Source organism: Pseudomonas sp. TWR1-1-4, from assembly GCF_049897165.1.
GTDB lineage: Bacteria > Pseudomonadota > Gammaproteobacteria > Pseudomonadales > Pseudomonadaceae > Aquipseudomonas > Aquipseudomonas canadensis.
This window is the reverse complement of sequence record NZ_JAFCVS010000003.1, coordinates 487,609-513,576: the sequence shown is the minus strand read 5'-3', so window position 1 is coordinate 513,576 and position 25,968 is coordinate 487,609. Positions and strand designations below refer to the sequence as shown.

General features: G+C 60.6%; 19 protein-coding genes. 8 read left to right on the top strand and 11 right to left on the bottom strand.

Annotated elements, in window-relative coordinates:
- Nucleotides 1-21: 21 nt before the first annotated feature.
- Together smc and ACP7C6_RS10765 are read right to left on the bottom strand one after the other, a co-directional pair.
- Nucleotides 22-3,510: a chromosome segregation protein SMC gene (gene smc / locus ACP7C6_RS10770; protein ID WP_122687268.1), complete on the bottom strand. Its 3,489-nt coding sequence runs from the start codon at nt 3,508-3,510 to the stop codon at nt 22-24.
- A 2-nt stretch (nt 3,511-3,512) separates the two neighbouring features.
- On the bottom strand, nt 3,513-4,172 hold the full coding sequence (locus ACP7C6_RS10765) for a GntR family transcriptional regulator (protein ID WP_028617494.1): 660 nt from the start codon (nt 4,170-4,172) through the stop codon (nt 3,513-3,515).
- A gap of 280 nt (nt 4,173-4,452) precedes the next feature.
- Here ACP7C6_RS10765 and xdhA point away from each other — a divergent pair, with 280 nt between their 5' ends.
- The 4 genes from xdhA to guaD are packed head-to-tail and all read left to right on the top strand — an operon-like array spanning nt 4,453 to nt 10,474.
- A complete protein-coding gene (gene xdhA / locus ACP7C6_RS10760) occupies nt 4,453-5,901 on the top strand; it encodes a xanthine dehydrogenase small subunit (RefSeq protein ID WP_426108685.1) in 1,449 nt (482 codons plus the stop codon).
- Entirely contained in the window at nt 5,894-8,296 is a 2,403-nt protein-coding gene (gene xdhB, locus ACP7C6_RS10755) for a xanthine dehydrogenase molybdopterin binding subunit (RefSeq protein WP_426108684.1), read from the top strand. Before xdhA ends, xdhB begins: the two co-directional genes overlap by 8 nt.
- Nucleotides 8,297-8,317: 21 nt before the next feature.
- Nucleotides 8,318-9,157, top strand: coding sequence for a xanthine dehydrogenase accessory protein XdhC (xdhC, locus tag ACP7C6_RS10750; RefSeq protein WP_122687266.1), 840 nt, complete (start codon nt 8,318-8,320; stop codon nt 9,155-9,157).
- A 12-nt stretch (nt 9,158-9,169) separates the two neighbouring features.
- The gene (gene guaD, locus ACP7C6_RS10745) at nt 9,170-10,474 is read left to right on the top strand and encodes a guanine deaminase (protein WP_236320294.1); all 1,305 of its coding nucleotides are present in this window, start codon (nt 9,170-9,172) and stop codon (nt 10,472-10,474) included.
- 147 nt (nt 10,475-10,621) lie between these two features.
- Here guaD and ACP7C6_RS10740 read toward each other — a convergent pair whose 3' ends face one another.
- Complete coding sequence (locus ACP7C6_RS10740; RefSeq protein WP_015885332.1) at nt 10,622-11,386, bottom strand: GntR family transcriptional regulator; 765 nt, start codon at nt 11,384-11,386, stop codon at nt 10,622-10,624.
- 226 nt (nt 11,387-11,612) lie between these two features.
- Between ACP7C6_RS10740 and ACP7C6_RS10735 the strand changes: the two genes are divergently transcribed.
- On the top strand, nt 11,613-12,803 hold the full coding sequence (locus ACP7C6_RS10735; protein ID WP_028617498.1) for a benzoate/H(+) symporter BenE family transporter: 1,191 nt from the start codon (nt 11,613-11,615) through the stop codon (nt 12,801-12,803).
- 36 nt (nt 12,804-12,839) lie between these two features.
- On the opposite strand, the gene ACP7C6_RS10730 is transcribed toward ACP7C6_RS10735, so the two are convergent.
- Nucleotides 12,840-13,184 carry a YggL family protein gene (locus tag ACP7C6_RS10730; RefSeq protein WP_033900540.1) on the bottom strand — a complete coding sequence of 115 codons (345 nt, stop codon included), beginning with the start codon at nt 13,182-13,184 and terminating at the stop codon, nt 12,840-12,842.
- A 237-nt stretch (nt 13,185-13,421) separates the two neighbouring features.
- Between ACP7C6_RS10730 and dacB the strand changes: the two genes are divergently transcribed.
- Nucleotides 13,422-14,882 carry a D-alanyl-D-alanine carboxypeptidase/D-alanyl-D-alanine endopeptidase gene (gene dacB, locus ACP7C6_RS10725; protein WP_353632262.1) on the top strand — a complete coding sequence of 487 codons (1,461 nt, stop codon included), beginning with the start codon at nt 13,422-13,424 and terminating at the stop codon, nt 14,880-14,882.
- Nucleotide 14,883: 1 nt separating this feature from the next.
- On the opposite strand, the gene ACP7C6_RS10720 is transcribed toward dacB, so the two are convergent.
- Nucleotides 14,884-17,316, bottom strand: a complete 2,433-nt coding sequence (locus ACP7C6_RS10720) for a sensor domain-containing diguanylate cyclase (RefSeq protein WP_122687265.1) — start codon at nt 17,314-17,316, stop codon at nt 14,884-14,886.
- Between the two features lie 140 nt (nt 17,317-17,456).
- Complete coding sequence (gene rlmKL, locus ACP7C6_RS10715) at nt 17,457-19,721, bottom strand: bifunctional 23S rRNA (guanine(2069)-N(7))-methyltransferase RlmK/23S rRNA (guanine(2445)-N(2))-methyltransferase RlmL (protein ID WP_028617502.1); 2,265 nt, start codon at nt 19,719-19,721, stop codon at nt 17,457-17,459.
- Nucleotides 19,722-20,253: 532 nt separating this feature from the next.
- Between rlmKL and rmf the strand changes: the two genes are divergently transcribed.
- Nucleotides 20,254-20,469, top strand: coding sequence for a ribosome modulation factor (gene rmf / locus ACP7C6_RS10710; RefSeq protein ID WP_002553055.1), 216 nt, complete (start codon nt 20,254-20,256; stop codon nt 20,467-20,469).
- 202 nt (nt 20,470-20,671) lie between these two features.
- Here the strand turns inward: rmf and ACP7C6_RS10705 are convergent, their stop codons facing one another.
- The 5 genes from ACP7C6_RS10705 to sctC form a co-directional block, all read right to left on the bottom strand.
- Nucleotides 20,672-21,697 (bottom strand): quinone-dependent dihydroorotate dehydrogenase, encoded by a 1,026-nt coding sequence (locus ACP7C6_RS10705; protein WP_028617503.1) that lies wholly within the window; start codon nt 21,695-21,697, stop codon nt 20,672-20,674.
- A gap of 85 nt (nt 21,698-21,782) precedes the next feature.
- Entirely contained in the window at nt 21,783-22,205 is a 423-nt protein-coding gene (locus ACP7C6_RS10700; protein ID WP_426108683.1) for a transglycosylase SLT domain-containing protein, read from the bottom strand.
- A 31-nt stretch (nt 22,206-22,236) separates the two neighbouring features.
- The gene (locus ACP7C6_RS10695; protein ID WP_028617505.1) at nt 22,237-22,632 is read right to left on the bottom strand and encodes a winged helix-turn-helix domain-containing protein; all 396 of its coding nucleotides are present in this window, start codon (nt 22,630-22,632) and stop codon (nt 22,237-22,239) included.
- 155 nt (nt 22,633-22,787) lie between these two features.
- Complete coding sequence (locus ACP7C6_RS10690) at nt 22,788-23,012, bottom strand: FliM/FliN family flagellar motor switch protein (protein WP_028617506.1); 225 nt, start codon at nt 23,010-23,012, stop codon at nt 22,788-22,790.
- A 15-nt stretch (nt 23,013-23,027) separates the two neighbouring features.
- Nucleotides 23,028-24,455 carry a type III secretion system outer membrane ring subunit SctC gene (gene sctC, locus ACP7C6_RS10685; protein WP_426108682.1) on the bottom strand — a complete coding sequence of 476 codons (1,428 nt, stop codon included), beginning with the start codon at nt 24,453-24,455 and terminating at the stop codon, nt 23,028-23,030.
- A gap of 274 nt (nt 24,456-24,729) precedes the next feature.
- Here sctC and ACP7C6_RS10680 point away from each other — a divergent pair, with 274 nt between their 5' ends.
- A complete protein-coding gene (locus ACP7C6_RS10680; protein WP_028617508.1) occupies nt 24,730-25,956 on the top strand; it encodes a CmpA/NrtA family ABC transporter substrate-binding protein in 1,227 nt (408 codons plus the stop codon).
- The last annotated feature ends 12 nt before the right edge of the window (nt 25,957-25,968 follow it).

Genomic DNA, 25,968 nt, shown 5'->3' with positions numbered 1-25,968 from the left:
AAAATTCTGTCCCGGCATGGATCAAGACTCCACCATTGCCATCGCTTCTTCCACATCCACCGCCACCAGACGCGAACAGCCCGGTTCGTGCATCGTTACGCCCATCAATTGATCCGCCATCTCCATGGCGATCTTGTTGTGGGTGATATAGATGAACTGCACGGTCTGGGACATCTCTTTGACCAACCGTGCGTACCGTCCAACGTTAGCGTCATCCAGCGGGGCGTCAACTTCGTCGAGCATGCAGAACGGCGCCGGGTTCAACTTGAAGATGGCAAACACCAGGGCCAATGCGGTCAGGGCTTTCTCGCCGCCGGACAACAAATGGATGGTGCTGTTCTTCTTGCCCGGAGGCCGCGCCATGATCGTCACCCCTGTATCGAGTAGATCTTCGCCCGTCAGTTCCAAGTAAGCGCTGCCACCGCCGAAAACTTTTGGGAATAAGGCCTGTAAACCGCCATTAATCTGATCAAAGGTATCTTTGAAGCGGTTGCGGGTTTCCTTGTCGATCTTGCGGATCACGTTTTCCAGGGTGTCCAGGGCTTCGACCAAGTCGGCGTCCTGGGCATCCAGATAACGTTTACGCTCGGATTGCTGCTGGTATTCGTCAATGGCCGCCAAGTTGATCGCGCCCAGACGCTGAATACGCGCAGCAATCCGCTCAAGTTCTTCTTCGGCGTCTTTCTCGTTGGCCTGGGCGGTCAGGGTATTGAGCACGCCGTGCAGGTCGTAGCCGTCTTCCAGCAACTGGTCTTGCAAGGTCTTGCGGCGCACGGTCAGGGCTTGCCATTCCATGCGCTGTTGTTCGAGCTGGCCGCGGATCAACTGGGATTGCTGCTCGGCCTGGGTCCGGCGTTTTTCGGCATCACGCAGTTCGCGGTCGGCGTCTTCCAGGGCGATCTGTGCGGTCTTGAGCTCTTCGTCGACAGTCATGCGCTTGTCGAGCAATTCTTCCAGCTTGAGGCGCAGCTCTTCCAGCGGCGCCTCGCCCTCTTCCAGGTTGAGGCTCAGTTGTTCGCGCTTTTCGGTGAGGCGCTCGGACTGCATCTCCAGGCGTTCAAGGGCCTGGGACGTGGACGCGTGCTGGGCCTTCAGCGAACCCAAGCGCACCGCCAGTTGGTGGGCATGGTCTTTGTGCTGACGGGCTTCCTGGCGCACGCGGTCGAGGCGTTCGCGCAGGCTGTCGCGCTGGGCCAGCAGCAGTTCACGCTGTTCGGTGTCCAGCGCCATGCTGTCGAGGGCCTCCTGCAGCTGCAGGCGCGCTTCGCCGATCTGTTCGTGTTCGAGGGCGCGTTGCTCGCCCATCTCTGCCACTTCTTCGTCGAGGCGGGTGCGGCGCAGGGTCAGTTGCTCGACCTTGGCTTTGCTCGCGGAAAGCTGGGCTTTCAATTCGCCTTGCTGGCGCGCTTCGTCCTGCAACAGGCGCCGCAGGTGTTCGCGACCGGTCTCTTGCTGGCGCTGGGTGGCGCGCAGGGTTTGCAGTTCGGTTTCCAGGCTTTCCAGGGTGGCTTCGCGCTCTTCACGCTCGGCGATCAGGTTGACGATTTCCTGGCCACGGGCCAATACGCCACTTTCGGCTTCACTGGCGCGACGTACGCGCAGGAAATGGCGGCCGACCCAGTAACCGTCGCGGCTGATCAGGCTTTCACCGGCGCCGAGCTGGCCGCGCTGGGCCAACGCCTGCTCAAGGGATTCGACCGGTTTGACCTGGCCCAGCCACGGCGACAGATCAATCGCCGCTTCAACCTTATCCAGCAGACTGCCCGGCACCCGCGTGCCGTCCGCCGCTGGGCTGAGCAAACGCAAATCGCCTTGGGCAAAACCGGCCAGGTCGAAACCGCCAAAATCATCCACCAGCACGGCTTGAAGGTCGGCACCGAGGACCGTTTCAACCGCCAACTCCCAACCTGCCTCTACCTTCAAGCCTTCCGCCAAGCGCGGGCGCTCGGCCAGATGCTGGTCACGCAGCCACTCGGCGGTGCCGGTACCGGGGTCCAAGGCGGCTTGCTGCAAGGCTTCAAGGGAAGCCAGCCGACCATTGAGCCGCTGCAAATCGCCCTGGGCCTGTTGCTGCGCCTGGGTCGCCTGTTGCAGTTGCTGACGCAATTGCTCCAGGCGCTCCACTTGTTGTTCTTCACTGGCTTCCAGCTCTTCCAGCGTCATTTCGCTTTCGGCCAGTTGCTCGCTCAGCTCCATGATCGCCGCGTCTTCCGGGTCGGCGGACAGCAATGCGCGCTCTTCCTGCATTCGACGCTGGCGCTCGGCCAGGCGCTCCATGCTGGTTTCCAGCTGCTGGATGCGCGATTGCTGCACCTCGGCCTGGCGGCGTGGCTCGGCGGACTTCAGGTTGAAGGTGTCCCACTGCTCCTGCCAGCCGTGCATGGTGGTTTCGGATTCTTCCAGGGCGGCGGCGGCTTCTTCGGCGGCGGCGCTGGTGATTTCCTGTTCGGGGGTGAGCATGTCCAGCTCTTCGCCAAGGGTCAGCAGCAAGGTGCGGTCGTGGCCCAGGTGGGATTCGGTCTCCAGGCGTGCGCGTTCGGCTTCCTTCAAATCATCCTGCAATTGGCGCAGGCGCTGCTGGCCGTGCTGGATGCTCTGCTCGACGCGGGCAATGTCGCCACCCACCGAATAGAAACGGCCCTGCACCAGATTGAAGCGTTCGGACAGGTCATGGTGACCGTCACGCAGGCGTTCGATGCTGGCGTCGGCGTTGCGCTGCTCGGCTACCAGGGCCTCAAAGCTGATTTCCTGGGTGCCGATGATTGCTTCGCGCTGGCCGACCTGATCATTCAGCGCCTGCCAGCGCAGGGCCGAGAGTTGCGCTTTGAGCTGGCGTTCTTCGCCCTTGTATTCCTGATACTTCTCGGCGGCCTGGGCCTGGCGGTGCAGGCGTTCAAGTTGGCGCTCCAGCTCTTCGCGCAGGTCGGTCAGGCGGGCGAGGTTTTCATGGGTGCGGCGAATACGGTTTTCGGTCTCGCGGCGGCGCTCCTTGTACTTGGAGATGCCGGCCGCTTCTTCGATAAAGTTACGCAGGTCTTCGGGCTTGGCTTCGATCAGCTTGGAGATCATGCCCTGCTCGATGATCGAGTAGCTGCGTGGGCCTAAACCTGTGCCGAGAAAAATATCGGTAATGTCGCGACGGCGGCACTTGGTGCCGTTGAGGAAATAGCTGTTCTGGCTGTCGCGGGTCACTTTGCGGCGAATGGAAATTTCCGCGTAGGCCGCGTACTCGCCGATCAAGGTGCCATCGGAGTTATCGAACACCAGTTCGATGCTGGCCTGGCTCACCGGCTTGCGGCTGGTTGAGCCGTTGAAGATGACGTCGGTCATCGACTCGCCACGCAGGTTTTTAGCCGAGCTCTCGCCCATCACCCAACGGACGGCGTCGATGATGTTCGACTTGCCGCAACCATTGGGCCCGACCACCGCCGCCATATTACTGGGGAAGTTCACAGTGGTCGGGTCGACGAAGGATTTGAACCCCGCCAGTTTGATGCACTTGAGCCGCACGTTTAGGCGTCCGCCAACGCAGCGATGACCAGCGAGCAACTGCGCTCGCCGTAGGCCGACAGCACTTGGCGGATCTGCGGCAGGTCACGGGCCAGTACGGCGGCGAGCAGTTGTTCGAACAGCGCCAGGTACTCGCTCATGGACGCCTTGCGTTGATCCAGCGCCAGGTAGTAGGCGCGGTTCATCGCCGGTTGCAGGTTCTCGACGGTTTCCTGCAGGTACGGGTTGTTGGCGAAGGGATAGGCGGCGCGCATCACATTGAAGCTTTCTTCGACAAAGGCGCGGATGTCTTGGCGCTCGAAGCTGGCGATCAGCCGCTGCTGGATCTGCATGAACGGCGCCATGTCGGCCTGGGTCTGCCAGCCTTGAGCCACCGCATTGCCGAGCAGGATATACAGCTCGCCCATCAAGGTGCACAGGCTCTGCACCTTGTGCGCCGTGAGTTCTGTGACGTGGGCGCCACGGCGCGGCAGGATCGCGATCAGGTGGCGGCGTTCGAGGATCAGCAAGGCTTCGCGCACGGAACCACGGCTGACATTGAGTGCCAGCGTGACCTTTTGCTCCTGGATCCGCTCCCCAGGCTTGAGATCGCCGCGAATGATGCGTTCGGCGAGGTGGTGAGCAATTTGCTCGGCGAGACTGTCCGGCGCCTTGAACGTCATGTTTTCCCTTCAAAATCTTCTATCGGTACAAGCGCGGCAGTGTAGCGCATTGGCTGGCTGATGGCGCTACGCCCACCTTTCAGAATTTGGCACGGAATAAGCAGCAATGAACACCCACAAGCCCCCAAAAACACCGGTTCTAGAAGACTGGACCATAATTGAAAGTGTTGTGACTGCATTTTCTTGACCTTCTGGTCAGAAAATCGTTGACCGAAAAGTCAGACATGACTAGATTCGGCGCAAAGCGGTTAACAATAATAATGAGTCTGCGAGGCCTTCCGTGATCCAGTTTTTACTTAACCAGGAACTCCGTAGCGAGCACGCCCTGGACCCCAACCTGACGGTGCTCAACTATCTGCGTGAGCATCTAGGCAAATCCGGCACCAAGGAAGGCTGCGCCAGCGGCGATTGCGGTGCCTGCACCGTGGTGGTCGGCGAACTGCACGCCGATGATCAAGGCGCCGAGCAGATTCGCTATCGCAGTCTCAATTCGTGCCTGACCTTTGTGTCGTCGTTGCACGGCAAGCAACTGATCAGCGTCGAAGACCTCAAGCACCAGGGCCAACTGCACAGCGTCCAGCAAGCCATGGTCGAATGCCACGGCTCGCAATGCGGCTTTTGCACCCCGGGCTTCGTGATGTCGTTGTTCGCCCTGCAAAAGAACAGTGACGCGCCCGACAGCCAAAAAGCCCACGAAGCCCTGGCCGGCAACCTGTGCCGCTGCACCGGTTATCGCCCGATTCTTGCGGCCGCCGAACAGGCCTGCTGCAACAAGCCCCAGGACCAGTTCGACAGCCGGCAGGCAGAGACCATTGCCCGCCTCAAAGCCATCGCGCCGACGCAAACCGGTGAACTCAACAGCGGCGACAAACGCTGCCTCGTGCCGCTGACCGTCGCCGACCTGGCCGACCTCTATGACGCCTACCCACAAGCTCGCTTGTTGGCGGGCGGCACCGACCTGGCGCTGGAAGTCACCCAGTTCCACCGCACGCTGCCGGTGATGATCTACGTCGGCAATATTGAAGAAATGAAACGTGTCGACGACTTCGACGACCGCCTGGAAATCGGCGCCGCCACCGCCCTCTCCGACTGCTACACCGCGCTGCACCATGAGTACCCGGACTTCGGCGAGCTGCTGCACCGCTTCGCCTCCCTGCAGATCCGCAACCAGGGCACCTTGGGCGGCAACATCGGCAACGCCTCGCCGATTGGGGACTCACCACCGCTGCTGATTGCCTTGGGCGCGCAGATCGTGTTGTGCAAAGGCGAAACCCGCCGCACCTTGGCGCTGGAAGATTACTTCATCGATTATCGCGTCACCGCGCGCCAGGACAGCGAGTTCATCGAGAAGATCATCGTGCCGAAAGGCCACACGCTGTTCCGCGCCTACAAGGTCTCCAAACGCCTGGACGATGATATCTCCGCCGTGTGCGCCGCATTCAACCTGAAGATCGAAAACGGTGTGATCAACGACGCCCGCGTCGCGTTCGGCGGCATGGCTGCCACGCCAAAACGTGCCAAGAGCTGCGAAGCCGCGTTGGTTGGCGCCACCTGGAACTCCGCCACCGTGGAAAAGGCCTGCGCCGCCCTGGCCGAGGATTTCACCCCGCTGTCGGACTTCCGCGCCAGCAAGGAATACCGCCTGCTCAGCGCGCAGAACCTGCTGCGCAAATACTTCATCGAACTGCAAACGCCGCACATCGAGACTCGGGTGACCGCTTATGTCTAACCATCACGCCGTCGTTAAAACCCAGGCCGAACTCGCCGAGCTGTTCGCCAAGGACCTCACCTCCGGGGTCGGTCGCAGCGTCAAGCATGACAGCGCCGCCAAGCACGTGTCCGGCGAAGCGCAGTACATCGATGATCGCCTGGAATTCCCTAACCAGCTGCATCTGTATGCGCGCATGTCCGACCGTGCCCACGCCCGCATCATCAGCATCGACACCACGCCCTGCTATGCCTTTGAAGGCGTGCGCATTGTCATCACCCACGAAGACGTGCCGGGGCTAAAAGACATCGGCCCATTGATGCCGGGCGATCCATTGCTGGCGATCGACACCGTGCAGTTCGTCGGCCAGGTCGTACTGGCGGTCGCCGCCCGCGACCTGGAAACCGCACGCAAGGCCGCGATGGTCGCCGTGATCGAATACGAAGACATGGAGCCGGTGCTGGACGTGGTCGAGGCCTTCCGCAAGAAGCATTTCGTGCTGGACAGCCACACTCACCAACGCGGCGATTCGGCCGGCGCCTTGGCCACCGCAAAAAACCGCATCCAAGGCACGCTGCATATCGGCGGCCAGGAACACTTTTACCTGGAAACCCAGATTTCCTCGGTAATGCCCACCGAAGACGGCGGCATGATTGTCTACTGCTCCACGCAGAATCCCACCGAAGTGCAGAAGCTGGTGGCCGAAGTGCTGGACGTGTCGATGAACAAAATCGTCGTGGACATGCGCCGCATGGGCGGTGGTTTCGGCGGCAAGGAAACCCAGGCGGCCAGCCCGGCGTGCCTGTGCGCGGTAGTCGCGCGCCTGACCGGTCAGCCGACCAAGATGCGCCTGCCGCGCGTCGAAGACATGTTGATGACCGGCAAGCGCCACCCCTTCTATATCGAATACGACGTGGGCTTCGACGACAGCGGCCGCCTGCACGGGATCAACCTGGAGCTGGCGGGTAACTGCGGCTGTTCGCCGGACCTGTCCAACTCGATTGTCGACCGTGCGATGTTCCACGCCGACAATTCGTATTACCTGGGCGATGCCACGGTCAACGGCCACCGCTGCAAGACCAACACCGCCTCCAACACCGCTTATCGCGGTTTCGGCGGCCCGCAAGGCATGGTTGCCATCGAGGAAGTGATGGACGCCATCGCCCGCCACCTGGCCCTCGATCCGCTGGCGGTGCGCAAGGTCAATTACTACGGCAAGACCGAGCGCAACGTCACCCACTACTACCAGACCGTCGAGCACAACATGCTCGAAGAGATGACCGCCGAGCTTGAAGCCAGCAGCCAGTACGCCGAGCGCCGCGAAGCGATTCGCCTGTACAACGCCCACAGCCCGATCCTGAAAAAAGGCCTGGCGCTGACCCCGGTGAAATTCGGCATTTCGTTTACCGCCAGCTTCCTCAACCAGGCCGGTGCGTTGATCCATATCTACACCGACGGCAGCATCCACCTGAACCACGGTGGCACCGAGATGGGCCAAGGCTTGAACACCAAGGTCGCGCAGGTGGTGGCCGAAGTGTTCCAAGTGGACATCGACCGTGTACAGATCACCGCCACCAACACTGACAAGGTGCCCAACACCTCGCCAACCGCCGCTTCCAGCGGTGCCGACTTGAACGGCAAGGCTGCGCAGAACGCCGCCGAAACCATCAAGCAACGCTTGGTGGAATTCGCCGCACGCAAATACGACGTGAGTGAAGCGGATGTGGAATTCCACAACGGCCACGTGCGCGTGCGTGACCAGATCCTCACCTTCGAAGCGTTGATCCAACAGGCGTATTTTGCCCAGGTCTCGCTGTCGAGCACCGGCTTCTACAAGACCCCGAAAATCTTCTATGACCGCAGCCAGTCCCGTGGTCGGCCGTTCTACTACTTCGCGTTCGGTGCGGCGTGCTGCGAAGTGATCGTCGACACCCTGACCGGCGAATACAAGATGCTACGCACCGACATCCTCCACGACGTCGGCGCCTCGCTGAACCCGGCCATCGACATTGGCCAGGTAGAAGGCGGGTTTATCCAGGGCATGGGCTGGCTGACCATGGAAGAGCTGGTGTGGAACAACAAGGGCAAGCTGATGACCAATGGCCCGGCCAGCTACAAGATCCCGGCCGTGGCCGACATGCCGCTGGACCTGCGGGTGAAGCTGGTGGAAAACCGCAAGAACCCGGAAGACACGGTGTTCCATTCCAAGGCCGTGGGCGAACCGCCGTTCATGCTCGGGATTGCTTCGTGGTGCGCGATCAAGGACGCGGTAGCGAGCCTGGGTGACTATCGCCATCAACCCAAGATCGATGCGCCAGCGACGCCGGAACGGGTGTTGTGGGGCTGCGAACAAATGCGGCAGTTGCAAACAACCCCACCCCCTGTAGGAGCTGGCTTGCCAGCGATGACGGCCTGACAGACACCACAAGAGGTGACTATGAACAACTGGATCAGCGCCCTCGCAGACCTGCAAAACCGGGGTGAACCCTGCGTGCTGGTGACCATCATCGAAGAGCTCGGCTCCACGCCGCGCAATGCCGGTTCGAAGATGGTGATAAGCGGCGCGCAGACCTTCGACACCATCGGCGGCGGGCACCTGGAATACAAGGCGATGCAGATCGCCCGCGAGATGCTCGTGCGCGGTCAGCAGAACACCCACCTGGAGCGCTTCAGCCTGGGCGCCAGCCTGGGCCAGTGCTGCGGCGGCGTAACGGTGCTGCTGTTCGAACCCATGGGCCAGGTGCAAGCGCAGATCGCGGTGTTTGGCGCCGGCCATGTCGGCCGTGCGCTGGTGCCATTGCTGGCGAGCCTGCCGTGCCGGGTGCGCTGGATCGATTCGCGGGATCAGGAGTTTCCGGAACATATCCCCCAGGGCGTGCGTAAAATCGTCAGCGAAGAGCCAGTCGACGAAATTGCCGACCTCCCGGTGGGCAGTTACTGCATCGTCATGACCCACAATCACGCGCTGGACCTGGAACTCACCGCCGCGCTGCTCAAACGCAATGACTTTGCCTACTTCGGCCTGATCGGTTCGAAGACCAAACGCGTCAAGTTCGAACACCGCCTGCGTGATCGCGGTTTCGATGCCGCGCAGTTGCAACGCATGCGCTGCCCCATGGGCCTCACCGAGGTGAAGGGCAAGTTGCCGGTGGAAATCGCCATCTCCATCGCAGGCGAAATCATCGCCACCTACAACGCCAATTTCGGCCAGCACACCGCCAGCGCCGAACCTATTGCCAAACTGCTGCCGGCTTCACGTCGCAGCCAAGCCATTTGAATTGAGATCACCATGCCTTTGACTCGCAAAGCCTACCGTGCCGCCCTTCTGCACAGCATCGCCGACCCTGCTGAAGTGGGGATAGAAGCCTCCTACGAATATTTCGAAGACGGCCTGCTGGTGATCGAAAACGGTCAGATCAGTGCCCTTGGCCATGCCAGCGATTTGCTGCCAACCCTGCCTGCCGACATCGAAATCACCCACTACCAGGACGCGCTGATCACGCCCGGCCTGATCGACACCCACATCCACCTGCCGCAAACCGGCATGGTCGGCGCCTATGGCGAGCAGTTGCTCGACTGGCTCAACACCTACACCTTCCCGTGCGAAAGCCAGTTCGCCGACAAGGCCCACGCCGAAGAAGTCGCGGATATTTTCATCAAGGAACTGCTGCGCAATGGCACCACCACCGCGCTGGTGTTTGGCAGCGTACACCCGCAGTCAGTGAATTCGTTCTTTGAAGCCGCCGAGAAACTCGACCTGCGCATGATCGCCGGCAAGGTGATGATGGACCGCAATGCGCCGGACTACCTGACCGACACCGCCGAATCCGGCTACCAGGAAAGCAAGGCACTGATCGAACGCTGGCACGGCAAGGGTCGCCTGCACTACGCGGTCACCCCACGTTTTGCACCGACCAGCACACCCGAGCAACTGGCGCTGGCTGGGCAACTGTTGGGGGAATACCCGGACCTGTACATGCAGACTCACATCAGTGAGAACAAGCAGGAAGTCGAGTGGGTGAAGGAACTGTTCCCGGAGCGCAAGGGCTATCTGGATGTGTACGACCACTACAAACTGCTGGGCGAGCGCTCGGTGTTTGCCCATGGCGTGCACCTGTGTGATGACGAATGTGCGCGGTTGGCGGAAACCGGTTCGGCTGTCGCGTTCTGCCCGACCTCGAACTTCTTCCTCGGCAGCGGTTTGTTCAACCTGCCGATGGCTGAGAAGCACAAACTGAATGTGGGCTTGGGCACGGACGTGGGCGGCGGCACCAGTTTCTCGCTGCTGCAAACCCTGAACGAAGCGTACAAGGTCATGCAATTGCAGGGCGCGCGGTTGAGCCCGTTCAAATCGCTGTACCTGGCGACGTTGGGTGGTGCGCGTGCATTGCGCTTGGAAGACAAGATCGGCACGTTGCAACCGGGCACCGATGCGGACTTCCTGGTATTGGACTACAACGCCACGCCGCTGCTGAGCTATCGCTTGAAGCAGGCGAAGAATATTGCCGAGACGTTGTTTGTACTGATGACGCTGGGGGATGACCGGACGGTGTTGCAGACCTATGCGGCCGGGCAATTGGTGCACCAGCGCTAATCCCAAAAAAAATCCCCGGCTATCAACCGGGGATTTTTATATGCACCCTCTCTGTAGGAGCCTGGCTTGCCGGCGATGGCGTTATCAGCTTCGGCGCAGGACTTGAGGGCCTCATCGCCGGCAAGCCGGCTCCTACAAGGAAGAGGGTCAGAGTTTGATCGAGGAACGCCCCGGCTTCTTGGTCTGCAACAGATGTGAGAACACCGCATGCAAATCATCCGACGCGCTCTCTTCATCGAGGTTGAGCTTGCTGTCGATATGGTCCATGTGATGCATCATCAAGTTCACCGCCAGCGCCGCATCCCGCGCTTCGATCGCATCGATCAACTGGGTGTGCTCATCGTAGGAACAGTGCGAGCGGTTGCCGCTTTCGTACTGGGCGATGATCAATGAAGTCTGGGACACCAGGCTGCGCTGGAAGCTGATCAGCGGCGCGTTCTTCGCCGCTTCGGCCAGCTTGAGATGGAATTCGCCGGAGAGACGGATACCGGCGCCACGATCGCCACGGGAGAAGCTGTCGCGCTCGTCGTTGACCATCTGGCGCAGCTCGGCCAGTTGTTCAGCCGTGGCGTGTTGCACGGCCAACTCGGTGATCGCCCGCTCCACCAGACGCCGCGCAAGGAACACTTGACGCGCTTCCTCGACACTCGGGCTGGCCACCACCGCACCGCGATTGGGCCGCAGCAGTACCACGCCTTCATGGGCCAGGCGCGACAGGGCGCGGCGAATGATGGTGCGGCTCACGCCGAAGATTTCGCCCAGTGCCTCTTCACTCAATTTGGTGCCGGGTGCCAGGCGTTGTTCGAGGATCGCCTCGAAGATATGCGCGTAGACGATATCGTCCTGGGTTCCGCTGCGACCGGCCTTGCCGGCACGCGGTTGTTTCTTGAGAGGTTGCAACTGTTCGTTCATGGGCACTCGGGTTTGGAGAACGGCGGCGAATTAACGGTAATACGGCAACAGCGTGTCGCTGGCAAGTATCACCTAAAATCAGGGCACATTGTACACAACCGGATGCGCCAACACACTGTACGGCTGTTTGCGCCGTCGGCTGTATTGCAATGAGTCGTTACGTTTGAGTTTAGGCTTGAATCCGTGCCGACAACGGCAAAAATCCAGGTAAAAGGAACACCTCTCCATGAACGACGCCACCCAAGCGCCTTTGCGCCCGCTGGCCGACACTTCTCCCTCGGCCGTTGTCGCCGGCTTCATCGCCATGATGACCGGCTACACCAGCTCCCTGGTCCTGATGTTTCAGGCCGGGCAAGCCGCCGGTTTGACCACGGCGCAGATTTCTTCATGGATCTGGGCGATTTCCATCGGCATGGCGGTGTGCAGCATCGGCTTGTCCCTGCGCTATCGCACACCGATCACCATTGCCTGGTCGACGCCGGGCGCGGCACTGCTGATCACCAGCCTGGGCGGTGTGAGTTATGGCGAGGCCATCGGTGCCTACATCACCTGCGCCGTCCTTGTGACAATTTGCGGGTTGACCGGCAGCTTTGAAAAACTGGTCAAGCGCATCCCGGCCTCGCTGGCGGCCGCTTTGCTGGCAGGGATTCTGTTCAAGATCGGCAGCGAGATCTTCGTCGCCGCGCAGCATCGCACCGGGCTGGTACTGGGGATGTTCTTCACGTATCTGGTGATCAAGCGCCTGTCGCCGCGTTATGCAGTGCTGGCGGCATTGGTGATCGGCACCGTATTGTCCGGATTGATGGGGCTGCTGGACTTCAGTGGTTTTCACCTGGAAGTGGCGACGCCGGTGTGGACCACGCCGCACTTCTCGCTGGCTGCCACCATCAGCATCGGCATCCCGCTATTCGTCGTGGCGATGACATCCCAGAACATGCCCGGCGTCGCCGTGCTCAGGGCCGACGGTTACAACGTTCCCGCCTCGCCGCTGATCACCGCCACCGGCCTGGCCTCATTGGTGCTGTCGCCCTTCGGCTCCCACGGCATCAACCTGGCGGCGATCAGCGCGGCCATCTGCACCGGGCCCCATGCTCATGAAGACCGTAACAAACGCTACACCGCCGCCGTGTGGTGCGGAGTGTTCTACGGGATTGCCGGGGTGTTCGGCGCGACCTTGGCAGCGTTGTTCGCAGCCTTGCCCAAGGAACTGGTGCTGTCGATTGCGGCATTGGCACTGTTTGGCTCGATCATCAATGGCTTGAGCATCGCCATGAATGAGCCGAAGGAACGGGAAGCGGCGCTGATCACCTTTATGGTCACCGCGTCTGGCTTGACGCTGTTTTCCATCGGGTCGGCGTTCTGGGGAATCGTGGCGGGGGTGTTGACGTTGCTGATTCTGAACTGGCGCAAGGCATAAAAAAACGGCGACCCTGAGGTCGCCGTTTTTTTAGTATCACTTAGCCGCGTTGATCGGCTTTTCCGGATACCACACGTCCAGCAGTGGGCTGACTTCAGCGCTTTTCAGTTCGCTGCGGCCTTTGAGCCAGCTTTCAACAGCTACGCGCTGTTCTTCGTTGACCGAGCCACGCTTCTGCAGGCAAACCAGACCGAAGTCATCGCCGCCAACATAGCCCAGACCGTTGGCTTCCATGGCTTCTTTGATGAATGCTTCGAGGAAAGCGTCGGTAGCTTCTTCACTCAGGTCTTCTTTGAAGTCCAGGTTCAGTTCGAAACCCAGCTCTTGAAATTCATCAACGCACAGTTTTTTGCGCAGACGCTGGGAACGGTTAGTCGCCATTGGAACAATCCTCATAAGTAATAACGGGCGGCACTTTAGCAGTTTAAGGCGGCGATTGCCCGACTCTCTGGGACAGGCGGCACTTTGCGTGTAAAAAAACGCCGAATTCCAGCTATCGTTCAGCTACAAGTGGATCCACCTTGGGGCATAATGCCGACACTTTCATGACCATTGAGGGATTTTTCTTATTTACCCCTCGCCTTTTTCACCCTCCTCAGCAGTAGGGTTTTACTTCTTATGATCAAATCTTTGCGTTCAGTGTTTTTCGCCGGTCTTATTCTGCCACTTGCCTTTTCCGTCTCCGCCGCCCCCGTCAACAACACCCTGCCGCCCAATGTTCAACAGGCGCTGGCCAAAGCCAAGCTGCAAAACACTGCGTTGTCCTTGGTAATGATCCCCCTGAACGGTCCGGGCACGCCGACTGTCTTCAACGCTGACGTTTCTGTGAACCCGGCGTCGACCATGAAGCTGGTCACCACTTATGCGGCCCTGGAAATGCTCGGCCCCAATCACCAGTGGAAAACCGAGTTCTACACCGACGGCACCCTCAGCGGTGGCGTGTTGCACGGCAACCTTTACCTCAAGGGCGGCGGCGATCCCAAGCTGAACATGGAAAAACTCTGGCTGCTGATGCGCGACCTGCGCGCCAACGGCGTGCAGCAAGTGACTGGTGACCTGGTGCTGGACCGTAGTTTCTTCAACCAACCGGTGTTGCCGGAATTCAATGACGATGGCAACGACGAGAACAAACCGTTCCTGGTCAAGCCGGACGCGCTGCTGGTCAACCTCAAAGCCCTGCGTTTTGTGACGCGGAATGATTCCGGCCGCGTGCTGGTGTCGGTCGAGCCGCCGATTGCGAGCATCCGCATCGACAATCAGGTCAAGGTGTCCAACGCCAAGCAGTGCACTGGCGATGTACGCTATAACCCGGTGACCGCCGCCGATGGCAGCGTGACAGTGACGGTCAGCGGCCAGTTGGCCGATGGCTGCAGCTCGCAGACTTATCTGTCCTTGCTCGATCACGCCACCTACACCGCCGGCGCCGTGCGGGCGATCTGGCAGGAACTGGGCGGTACCATCCAGGGCCGTGACATCCAGGCACCCGTGCCCAAGGATGCCAAGGTGCTGGCCCGGGCGTTCTCACCGGACCTGGCGGAAATCATCCGCGACATCAACAAATACAGTAACAACACCATGGCCCAGCAACTGTTCCTGAGCCTGGGCGCGCAGTTCCGTAACGACGCCGATGGCGACGATGCCAAGGCGGCACAACGTGTGGTGCGCCAGTGGCTGGCGAAGAAAGGCATCACCGCGCCGCACCTGGTAATGGAGAACGGCTCTGGCCTGTCGCGTGCCGAACGCGTCAGCGCCCGCGAAATGGCGGCCATGCTGCAAGCTGCGTGGAAAAGCCCTTACGCCGCCGAATACATCAGCTCGATGCCGATCGCCGGCACCGACGGCACCATGCGCAAACGCCTGAAGACCACTGCCATGCGCGGCGAAGCCCACGTCAAGACAGGTACTTTGAACACCGTACGTGCCATCGCCGGGTTCAGCCGCGACAACAACGGCAATACCTGGGCCGTGGTGGCAATCCTCAACGATCCGAAGCCATGGGGTGCTTCGTCGGTGCTGGATCAGGTGCTGCTGGACTTGTATCGTCAGCCGAAGGCAGTGGCGGCCGCTCCAGTCCTCTGATTTATTGCACGGGACCGCTGCGCGGTCCGACGGGAGCAAGCTCCCTCGCCACAACTTCCACCCGATCCCTGCCCGCCTGCTTGGCCACATACACGGCCGAGTCGGCGCGCAGCAGCAACCCGTCAATGCCCTCATCCACCCGCCAACTGGCCACGCCAAAGCTGGCGGTGACGATGCCTACCGGTTCCATCGGCGCACTGCGCAGCGCCGTCCACAACTCCACCGCCAGGCTGTAGGCCTGTGCACCATCGGTGTGCGGGCACAGCACCATGAACTCCTCGCCGCCCAGGCGGCAGAACACATCGGTGCGGCGCAGGCGCTGGCTGATGCGCTTGCACAGTTCCTGCAGCACCCCATCGCCCACGGCATGCCCGTGCTGGTCGTTGATGCGTTTGAAGTGATCGATATCCAGCATGATCACGGACAAGTTACCCGAGGTGCGATTGAGCCTCACCATTTCGGCCTTGAGACGATCCTGGAAATAGCGGCGGTTATGAATGCCAGTCAAAGCGTCTGTGATGGACAGCGCACGCAGCTCTTCTTCCACCCGCTTCAGATCGGAAATATCCGACACGTACCCATGCCACAACGTACCGCCTGCGGGTAACTCTTCCGGCGTCGCCTCGCCACGAATCCAACGCAGGCCGCGTTGCGGCAACAACACGCGGTATTCCTCGCGCCAATGGCTCAACTGCAATGCTGACAAGCGAATCGAAGCGCGCACCCGCTCCGCATCCAACGGGTGGATGCGCTCGAACACTTTATTCGCATCCTGCTGCAATACCTTGGGTTCGATTTCATAGATGTCACGCATGCCGTCACTGGCGTAGATGAATTTCCAGTTGTCCTGGGGCTCCAGGGTGAACTGGAAGATCCCGCCGGGCACATGGGCGCTGAGCTTCTTGAGCAGGCGATCGCGGGCCGCCAAGGCCTCGTAGGCACGTTTCTGTTCGGTGATGTCCAGGTAAATCGCCAAGTGGCCGATCCACAAACCATGGTCGTCCAGCAACACCGTGGCCAGCATGTTCACGGTCAACTGAGTGCCGTTTTCGCGGATCAAGCTCCATTCGCGGGCTTCGTGCAGGGTGTCCGGGCTTTCCACCAGCATCGCCTGGCTGGCGGGAATACGCTTGCCCAACGCCACACTCAGGCTGGCCGCGCGCGCTTCCAGCTCCGACGCCAGGTGCAGGCTCTCCAATGTGTGCGTGCCTACCACGTGCTCGGCCTTGAAACCCAGCATCTGCTCGGCGCCGGCGTTGAAGGTATTAATGACGCCGCGCAGGTCGGTGGCAATGATCGCCACCTGAGTCGCGGCGTTCAGCACGCTGCGCAATTGGCCATGGGCACCGCGCAGTTCCTGTTCACGCAGGCGCAACTGGGCAGTGCGCTGCTCCACCAGCTTCACGGCGCGCTGACGCTGGCTTACCAGCACATAGAGCAAGGCACTGAGCAGCAGGCTGAGCAGGCAGCCCATGGTCAGGATGGTGTTCAGCGAGGAATGGTTGGCCTGGTCGAACACCTGGCTGGGGCGCAGTTTCAAGGCGTACACATGGTCACCCAGCGTGAGACGACGCGCACCGACCAGGTCGCTGCTGCCGACGTCATTGCTGGATTCGAAGAGCACGCGTTTCTGCAGGTCGGACGTGTCGATGATCTGCATCACCAGGTTGTCCCGCTCGGGCTTGGGCAGACCGTCGGCCACCAGCTGGCGCATGCTGATCACTGCCATCACATAGCCGTAGGGCTCGTTCTGCGACTGATCGGAGGTGGGCAGCTGACTCACCGGCGCGACCAGTAAAACCCCGGTGGCATAGGCCGGCTCCACTCCCACCAATTGCATAGGCTGGGACACCGCCAGCTTGCCGGTCTTTTGCGCACGCTCAAGGGTTGAACGCCGCAAGGGCTGGGCCAAAAGATCAAAGCCAAGGGGCGCGCCCAACAGGCTTTGAGTCTGGCTGTACAGCACCGGCACGTATTCCTCACGCTGGGGCGCAGGGGCCAGCTCACCGGCTGTATTCAGTTCGCGGATCACGAAAGGCAGGCCGCGCTGGCGGGAGACGTCCTGCTCAAACTGGCTGCGCTGCTCGCGGTACACCCGTGGCGCCCATGAGTACGCACGGGCGCGCAACAACAAAGGCTGGGCAAAACCGTCGAATTCTTCGCGGGACACATCATCGGAATTGACGAAGAAGCGCCGCAGGCTGTTCAGCCGTTGCTCCTGGTCTTCGAAACGTTCCTGCAGGCGGGTGTAGCGCTCATTGACCAGCAATTGAAAGCGCTGGCGCACCTGTTGCTGATAGAGGTCGGCGGCCGCCCAGGCGACAACCGCCGTCAAGGCAAACCCTGCCAGTAACACCACCAATGCCACCAGCCAAGCCGACGCCTGCTCACTGATAAAGCCTAGGATTTTCGGGCGTACGGCTTGCAACGGCATAGGCAACACTCACAACGCCAGCGTGCGGGGGGTGTCACTTTGGCTAGGCCTTAAGTTATAGCCATCGGCCCTGTGTTTGACCAGCGTAAAAAAGCCGCAAGCCCGGAATAATCCAGGCTTGCGGCTTTTTGGTGCAGCGATCAGCGTGCGGTGATTTTCCACGCCCGATGGATCTTCGCGTTGCGCGCAAAATCCGGGTCGATGGTCTTGTCGCTGATTTCCTCGACCGCATAACGTTCGCTGAGGTTGTCCTCCAGCGCGAACTTGCGGAAGTTGTTCGAGAAATACAGTACGCCGCCCGGTGCCAGGCGCGCCATGGCCAGGTCGAGCAACTGCACGTGGTCGCGCTGCACGTCGAAGATGCCTTCCATGCGCTTGGAGTTGGAGAAGGTCGGCGGGTCGATGAAGATCAGGTCGAACTCATCGCGGCTGGCCTCCAGCCACGCCATCACATCACCCTGCTCCAGGCGGTTCTTGTCGGAAAAACCGTTGAGGGAGAAGTTGCGACGCGCCCAGTCCAGATAGGTCTTGGACAGATCGACGCTGGTGGTGCTGCGCGCGCCGCCTTTGGCCGCGTGCACACTGGCGGTGGCGGTGTAGCAATACAGGTTGAGGAAGCGCTTGCCGGCGGCTTCTTTCTGGATGCGCATGCGCATTGGGCGGTGGTCGAGAAACAGGCCGGTGTCCAGGTAGTCGGTGAGGTTGACCAGCAACTTCACGCCGCCTTCGCTGACTTCGGTGAACTTGCCTTGGGCGCTCTGGCGCTCGTACTGCTTGGTGCCGCTCTGACGCTCGCGACGCTTGACCACCACGCGGCTCTTGTCGATGTTCAGCGCCTGGGGAATCGCCGCCAGCGCATCGAACATACGCGCGGAGGCTTTTTCCGGGTCGATGGATTTCGGCGCAGCGTACTCCTGCACATGCACCCAATCGTGGTATAGATCGATGGCCATGGAGTATTCCGGCATGTCAGCATCGTACACACGGTAGCAATCCACGCCTTCGCGCTTGGCCCACTTGCCCAGCAACTTGAGGTTCTTCTGCAGGCGGTTGGCGAACATCTGCCCGCCTTCGCTCAGGCGCGCCTGCTCGACCACCGGGGCCGGAGCAGGTTTGATCGGGTTGCCGTTCTTGTTGTACTGGCGCTCTTGCGGCTCAGCCGGGGCTTGATCGTAAGCGGCTTGCTCACGCTCAGCCTGACGCTGTTCCGGGGTACGACGCTCGCCGGTGACGAACTGGTCCGGATTGACTTTGATCAGCAACAGCTTGCACGGCAACGCGCCGTTCCAGAACGAATACTGTTTGTGGCTGCGGATACCCATGCGCTTGCCCAGGTCCGGCGCACCGGTGAACACCGCCGCTTCCCAGCCCATGCAGGCCTGGCGCAGACGCTCGCCGAGGTTCTGGTAGAGGTACAACAGGCTGGCTTCGTCACCCAGACGCTCGCCGTACGGCGGGTTGCAGATGACCAGGCCTTTCTGGTTCTGGTCCGGACGCGGCTCGAAAGTGCCGACTTCGCCCTGGTACACCTTGATCCAATGGCTCAGGCCTGCGCGTTCGATGTTGTTGCGCGCGGGTTGGATCAACCGTGGGTCGGCTTCGTAGCCTCGGATCCACAGTGGCGGCTTGTTCATGCCGATGGCGGCACGTTCAGTAGCTTCTGTGTGCAGCTTCTTCCACAGCGCCGGGACGTGACCCAGCCAGGTGGTGAAGCCCCACAGTTCACGATTCAGGTTGGGCGCCATGTCGGCTGCGATCATCGCGCCTTCCACCAGGAAGGTGCCCACGCCGCACATCGGGTCGCTCAGCGCGCCGCCTTCAGCCGCAATGCGCGGCCAGCCGGCACGGATCAGGATCGCGGCGGCCAGGTTTTCCTTCAACGGTGCCGCGCCCTGCTGCAGACGGTAACCGCGCTGGTGCAGACTGTGGCCGGACAGGTCGAGGGACAGGATGGCTTCGCCACGGTCCAGGCGCAGGTGGATGCGCAGGTCCGGGTTGATCTTGTCGATGGACGGGCGTTCGCCGGTCGGGGTGCGCAGCTTGTCGACGATCGCATCCTTGACCTTCAGCGCGCCGAAGTGGGTGTTGTCGATGCCCGAGCCGTGACCACTGAACTCAACGGCCAGGGTGCCGTCCGGCACCATGTGGTCGGCCCACTCGATGTCCAGCACGCCGTGGTAAAGGTCTTCGGCGTCCTTCATCGGGAAGCGCTTGAGCACCAGCAGCACGCGGTTGGCCAGGCGCGACCAGAGGCACAGGCGGTAAGCGGTTTCCATGTCGGCCATGCCGCGCACGGCCGAGGTGTGCTCGCGGGCTTCCTCAAGGCCAAGCCCGACGGCTTCCTCGATCAGCAGGCCTTCGAGGCCCTTGGGGCAGGTGAGGAAGAGTTCAAAACGGTCCGACATGGGGCATTCCAGGCTTTTCAGCAATAAATGAACGGGCGACGCATCGCCGGCTCGGTTTTCAATCAAGCACTTTTCTTGAAGAGTGCTCGCGTGGCACGAATGTGCCGTCCCACCCCGTCCGACAGGCCCTTGGGCGTTTATTGACAGGGCAGATAAACAATTGGCTGTAACAAAAAGAAATATTCCGACCCTTCGTCGAATAATAACCGACTGCAACGAGCGGACATTCTCACTAAAGGATTAAACCCATCCTCTTTGCAGGGTGCATCATAGCTGGCTTTGCCAGATAAATGGGGCGAAAAGCCATCCCAGCTTATGGCTATAGCATCGTTATCGTTACGTGCTTATGACAAAACGATCATTGAATCCATGTGACCTATTGGTTAGAACTCAACACAGGTTGGCGCCGTAACGACGCCGACACACAGGCTCGCCACGCCGGCAGCGAGCCCACCAACGGCAGAAAAACTCTGCCCGGCCCTACGCGGGGCCGAAGGATATCAAGACAGTCAACAAGTGAGGGAAACACCCTATGAGAAGACTTAAGCGTGATCCGTTGGAAAGAGCATTTTTACGCGGATATCAATATGGCGTTCATGGCAAATCCCGTGAGCTTTGCCCATTTACTCTACCGTCGGTACGCCAAGCCTGGATCAACGGCTGGCGAGAAGGACGCGGCGACAACTGGGACGGTATGACTGGCACTGCGGGAATCCACAGACTCAACGAACTTCACGCCGTCGGCTAATCAAGGGCAACTCATTCCGACATCACCACCGATGAAGATGTAACGACTTAACCACGCACGTCCTATCCGGGCGGCGGGCTTCGGCCCAGGGGGCTCCTTAATGGAGCCCTTTTTAATGGGCCTGTAGGAGCCGGCTTGCCGGCGATGAGGCCTTAGGAATCGACGTTGATCTTGGATACACCATCGCCGGCAAGCCGGACTCCTACTGTTTCGGTAATGCTGCGATCGCGTCCACCGACTGGCGGATCAACGCCGGGCCCTTGTAGATAAACCCAGAGTACAACTGCACCAGGCTGGCACCCGCGGCGATCTTCTCGGCTGCGTGCTTGCCTTCGGTGACGCCTCCTGCGGCGATGATCGGCAAACGTCCAGCCAGCTCGGCGGCCAGCACCTTGACGATATGGGTGCTCTGCTCACGCACCGGCGCGCCCGACAGGCCACCCGCCTCGTCACCATGGGCCAAGCCTTCGACACCTACGCGGCTGAGGGTGGTGTTGGTCGCGATCACCGCGTCCATGCCAGCGTCCACCAGGGCTTGGGCGACCAATACGGTTTCTTCGTCGCTCATGTCCGGGGCAATCTTGATCGCCAGCGGCACGCGCTTGCCATGGCGCACGGCCAGGTCTTCCTGGCGCTGGCGCAGGGCTTCGAGCAATTGCTTGAGGGAATCACCGAACTGCAGGCTGCGCAGGCCCGGGGTGTTGGGCGAACTGACGTTGACCGTGACATAGCTGGCGTGGGCGTAGACCTTGTCCAGGCAGATCAAGTAATCATCGACGGCACGCTCGACCGGCGTATCGAAGTTCTTGCCGATATTGATACCGAGGATGCCCTTGTACTTCGCCGCCTGAACCCGCGACAGCAGATGATCAACGCCCAGGTTGTTGAAGCCCATACGGTTGATGATCGCCTCGGCTTCCGGCAGGCGGAAGATGCGTGGCTTGGGGTTGCCCGGCTGTGGTCGTGGGGTCACGGTGCCGATTTCGACGAAACCGAAACCCAACTGCGCAAAGCCATCGATGGCCGCACCGTTTTTATCCAGACCGGCCGCCAGCCCGACCGGGTTGGGGAAGTCGAGCCCCATCACCGAGACCGGCATTTTCGCCGGTGCCTTGCATACCAGGCCATTGAGCCCCAGGCGTCCACCGGCACCGATCAGGTCCAGGGACAGATCGTGGGAAGTTTCCGGGGAAAGTTTGAACAACAGCTGGCGGGCCAGGGTATACATGGGCGGGCTAGACTCGGTGGCGGCGAAAGGTGGCGGCGATTATAGCCGGGGTGACAGGTAGCGCGCGAGGCGTGAACCTCAATAGTCAGTGACGGTGCGCGACCAACTGCTCGTAATACGCCCATATTTTCTGCGCATACTGCATGCGCAACGCCTCGCGCTCGGGCCCGGTGCCTGTCCCCACGTTGTAGGAACCCACTGCCGTCCAGTTGTAGCCAAAGCGCTGGATGAACTCGGCCAGGATCGAAGCCCCCACCTCAACCGACAGGCAGGGCTCATTGATCAAGCGATCCTCGGTAATGCCCTGCTTGAGCAAGCGTGGCAGATGAATGCTGTTGATCTGCATCAGGCCGATGTCTCGGGTGCCATTACGGTTGGCATGATTCATCACTTGCGCACGATTACCCGACTCCACGACCGCGATCGCTTGCAGCAACTCCGGCTCGATGTTGTATTGCGTCGCGGCCTCTTTCCAACAGTAGGCCAACGCTTGCTGACTGACCATCATGGCACCCAACACCCAGCCCGTGCTCCAGAACCTAACCACGCTTCAACAACCCCTGGCTGACTTGGCCGCAGGCCGAACACACCTGTTGCGCACGCCCCGACACCGTGCTCACCGGACAGGTAAAACGATATCCCCGACCGTAGATCGTCTTGATAAACCCCTTATCTGCACCGAGGTATTTACGCAGCGAGTAGATGCAGCGCGTCAACGACTCCTCGGCAACCTCTCCCTGCGGCCAGCCCAGTTCGAGCAAGCGATCCTTGGTCATCAACGTACCATCAGAGACCAACAGCAGCCGTAATACTTGCCACTCCTTAGGGGGTAACTGGACATCCGACCCCTCGCCCGTCAGGCGACCGTGGTCATGCAGGGTCCAACGCGCAAACACCAGGGAAACCGCCGTCCCTCCATCATCCATGACGGCCATGGTTACCTCGGCATCCAACTGCTGACATTGACGTCCTCATTTCAATCACTGACTCATGTGCCCATGTCACGACTATAAAAAACCGGCTCACGACTCACGCTAGGAAAAAACCCATATATCCAGCGGCTTTTGAAAACATGCTGTAAGACGTTTCGCTATCCCTCTTCGACAGGCAGCCACGCCTGATATACCTCATGCAACTCAACCCCTAGCCGGTCTTCCAATTGCACCAACTCGCCCAACGCCAACAACTGCCCATTCACCCGAACCTCCACGCAGTGGATGATCTCCGGCATCAGCGGCAACACCTTTCCGGGCGCAAAGGCAGCCAGCCGCCTGCGGCTGATCAGTTGTTCCTGTAGAAGAATTTCCAGATGCATGAGTTAACACCTTGTTTACGGTGAGACATCGCGCTGCGGTCGCACAAATGCACGCTGGACACGCTCGTATTGCGCCGCAGTCAGGGGTGGTGGCCCTCCTGCCTCTTCCAACCCCTTCAACTCGCTGCCCACCGCCCTGGCCTGGATCACAAACAGGCGTACTTGGGCTGGACGACCCGCCCCCCGCCCTTCAGATTCCCGCTGAAACGCACCTAGCCATAGGCGTCTGCCCTGAGGCACTCGGACCACGCTGTTGATACCCACCCGCCCCACCGCCGCGTTTTTTTCACGCTGCCCCGCCTCACTCATCTGACGCCCTTCGTCCACCTCAAGGCGCATTTCAATCTGGTTACCCTGCGCAAAACGTGGCAGCACGCTGACCTGGGTGCCATAACGCAGCGGTTTCCAGTCGGCGCGATTGTCTCCGCGGGGCGGCATGTAAAACGTGTGGTTGTCCTGGAACACCGCCGGCACATTCTCCTGGGTGAGAATCACCGGCAACGTCGCCACCTTCGCTCGTCGGCGACGCTCCAATGCAGCGACCTTTGCCATGAGGAGGCTATCGTCCAAGGGGGCCAAGACTCGCGTGGTCGACGCCTTCGGTTCTTCATCCGAGTCCAGGCCCAGTTTCTTCAATTCATCGCGTTCAACATCCACCAGCCAAAGCGAGACCTCGATCGCTCGCTTGGGCACGTCGAGTTCCGCCACCAGTTTCTGGATGAAACTCACTTGGGCCGGCTTGCCCTTGATCAACAGGCTGTTGCTGTCCGGGTACGCGATCACGCCCAGGCTCTTGTCCGAGAGCAACCCCTTTTGCTCGCTGGCCAACAGGGTCTCGATCATCGTCGCCATCCCCGGCACGGTGACCGGGTTGTCGCGCGTGCCGTACTGTCGATCCACCACATCGGTATTGAGCACTTGGACGACGGCAAAGGACTGAGCGCCCACTCGCAAGTCAGCCCTTTTGCGGTCCATCAACTGAGCCAGGCGCAGTACCTGGTCGATATAATTCGGTGGTCCGGACACATAGAACGTGCGCGCTCCACTTTCACGCAATGGATAACGTGATTCATCGAGGCCGGAGCGGCGCATCAGGCTACGTAGCCTGTCGACCGAGATATGCCGCAAGGTCACCGCAGAACTTTTTGCTTCGCCTGCGTCATAGACATGCAGCGCTTGCCCGTCGCTGTACCAGATCAACCCTTGCTCAAGTGCAAGCGCCTCCAGAGCCTGTTGTGGCGCATCGAAATCCAGTGCTGCGCTGAGCCGTTTGCGTGCGACTTCGCGACTCACAACGATGGGCAACCCAAGTGGCACCGACAGCGCAGTGAACACGGTATGCAGGCTTTGGTCCTGCGCTTGGTAAAGCTCGCCCCAGGCCCGCGTGTTGATCAAGAGCAGCGCGACAAACAACAGTCGACGGTATAGCCAGAGGCGAGGCATCGTTGCTGGGACTTCGGCGTACACCGTGGGCGTTCCTCGGCGGTCTGGCAGTGGGAGAGTCGCCATACTGAGAGCCCGCCCGCTTTCAATCTTGATGGAAAGTTGATGAGTCTCCAGGTCCACTCGGCCGTGGCATGTGCCTTGCTATGAACTCTGTATCAGAGCACGCACCAAAGGCGGAGCGAGCTTACGGACAAAGGCGTCGTTACCCGCATTGGCTTACATCGCCATCTGAGGGAACGACGCTTTTTTTTGAAAGAAAAGGTAGGTGTAGATGAACGATTCGGTGGGCAACAGCCCGATGAACGACCCGCTGGCCTGGGTCAACGGCAGTGATGCACCGGAAAAAGGCAGCCTCGACCTGGGCTTCATGGCCTTGAGTGACTGCGCCTCGATGGTGGTGGCGGCCACCCAGGGCTTCGCGCAACCCTATGGCCTGACCTTGAACCTCAAGCGCCAATCGTCCTGGGCCAACCTGCGCGACAAACTGGTCAGCGGCGAACTGGACGCCGCCCACAGCCTGTACGGGCTGATCTACGCCGTGCACCTGGGTATCGGTGGTGTCGCGCCCACCGACATGGCCGTGCTGATGGGGCTCAACCAGAACGGCCAAAGCATCAACCTGTCCCACGGTTTGCAACAACAGGGGGTGATCACTCCTGAGGCACTGGATCGCCACGTGCACCAAAGCCGAACAAAACTGACCTTCGCCCAGACATTTCCCACAGGCACCCATGCGATGTGGCTGTATTACTGGCTGGCAAGCCAGGGCATTCATCCATTACAGGATGTGGACAGCGTAGTGGTCCCACCACCGCAAATGGTTGCGCACCTGCAAGCCGGGCGCATCGATGGGTTTTGCGTCGGCGAGCCCTGGTGCGCCAGCGCGGTCAAACAGAACCAAGGGTTTACCCTGGCGACGACCCAGGCTATCTGGCCGGATCATCCGGAAAAGGTGCTCGGCTGCACCCAGGCGTTCGTGGATCAAAACCCGAACACGGCCCGCGTGCTGGTGAGGGCAATCCTGGAAGCCAGTCGGTTTATCGAAGAAAGCCGCGAAAACCGCCGCTCCACCGCACAACTGCTCAGTGGCCGCGAATACCTCGATGCCCCGCTCGACTGCATCGAGCCACGCCTGCTGGGGATCTATGACGACGGCCTGGGCAATCAGTGGCAGGATCCCCACGCGCTGCGTTTTTTTGCCGACGGCGAGGTCAACCTCCCCTACCTCTCTGACGGCATGTGGTTCATGACCCAGTTCCGGCGCTGGGGTCTGTTGCGCGAAGACCCCGACTACCTCGGTGTTGCGCGCCAGGTGCAGCAACTGGCGCTGTATCGCCAGGCCGCCGATGGACTGGGGATCGCCACGAACGACCAGGACATGCGCAGCAGCCAACTGATCGACGGCAAAATCTGGGACGGTTCCGACCCCGCCGGCTATGCCCGCAGCTTCCGGCTGCATGCGCTGGCCGATCCGACCCACCGCCAAGCCTTGCGCTGACAGGAGGACCTC

Bases quoted from the DNA above. Each gene is read 5' to 3' on its own strand.
- ACP7C6_RS10695 (WP_028617505.1), bottom strand. From the start codon at position 22,632: ATGGCCGTCATGGATGATGGAGGGACGGCGGTTTCCCTGGTGTTTGCG.
- ACP7C6_RS10765 (WP_028617494.1), bottom strand. From the start codon at position 4,172: ATGACGTTCAAGGCGCCGGACAGTCTCGCCGAGCAAATTGCTCACCAC.
- ACP7C6_RS10700 (WP_426108683.1), bottom strand. From the start codon at position 22,205: ATGATGGTCAGTCAGCAAGCGTTGGCCTACTGTTGGAAAGAGGCCGCG.
- ACP7C6_RS10720 (WP_122687265.1), bottom strand. From the start codon at position 17,316: ATGCCGTTGCAAGCCGTACGCCCGAAAATCCTAGGCTTTATCAGTGAG.
- guaD (WP_236320294.1), top strand. From the start codon at position 9,170: ATGCCTTTGACTCGCAAAGCCTACCGTGCCGCCCTTCTGCACAGCATC.
- sctC (WP_426108682.1), bottom strand. From the start codon at position 24,455: ATGCCTCGCCTCTGGCTATACCGTCGACTGTTGTTTGTCGCGCTGCTC.
- rlmKL (WP_028617502.1), bottom strand. From the start codon at position 19,721: ATGTCGGACCGTTTTGAACTCTTCCTCACCTGCCCCAAGGGCCTCGAA.
- ACP7C6_RS10690 (WP_028617506.1), bottom strand. From the start codon at position 23,012: ATGCATCTGGAAATTCTTCTACAGGAACAACTGATCAGCCGCAGGCGG.
- ACP7C6_RS10740 (WP_015885332.1), bottom strand. From the start codon at position 11,386: ATGAACGAACAGTTGCAACCTCTCAAGAAACAACCGCGTGCCGGCAAG.
- ACP7C6_RS10705 (WP_028617503.1), bottom strand. From the start codon at position 21,697: ATGTATACCCTGGCCCGCCAGCTGTTGTTCAAACTTTCCCCGGAAACT.
- xdhC (WP_122687266.1), top strand. From the start codon at position 8,318: ATGAACAACTGGATCAGCGCCCTCGCAGACCTGCAAAACCGGGGTGAA.
- rmf (WP_002553055.1), top strand. From the start codon at position 20,254: ATGAGAAGACTTAAGCGTGATCCGTTGGAAAGAGCATTTTTACGCGGA.
- xdhB (WP_426108684.1), top strand. From the start codon at position 5,894: ATGTCTAACCATCACGCCGTCGTTAAAACCCAGGCCGAACTCGCCGAG.
- ACP7C6_RS10730 (WP_033900540.1), bottom strand. From the start codon at position 13,184: ATGGCGACTAACCGTTCCCAGCGTCTGCGCAAAAAACTGTGCGTTGAT.
- dacB (WP_353632262.1), top strand. From the start codon at position 13,422: ATGATCAAATCTTTGCGTTCAGTGTTTTTCGCCGGTCTTATTCTGCCA.
- ACP7C6_RS10680 (WP_028617508.1), top strand. From the start codon at position 24,730: ATGAACGATTCGGTGGGCAACAGCCCGATGAACGACCCGCTGGCCTGG.
- ACP7C6_RS10735 (WP_028617498.1), top strand. From the start codon at position 11,613: ATGAACGACGCCACCCAAGCGCCTTTGCGCCCGCTGGCCGACACTTCT.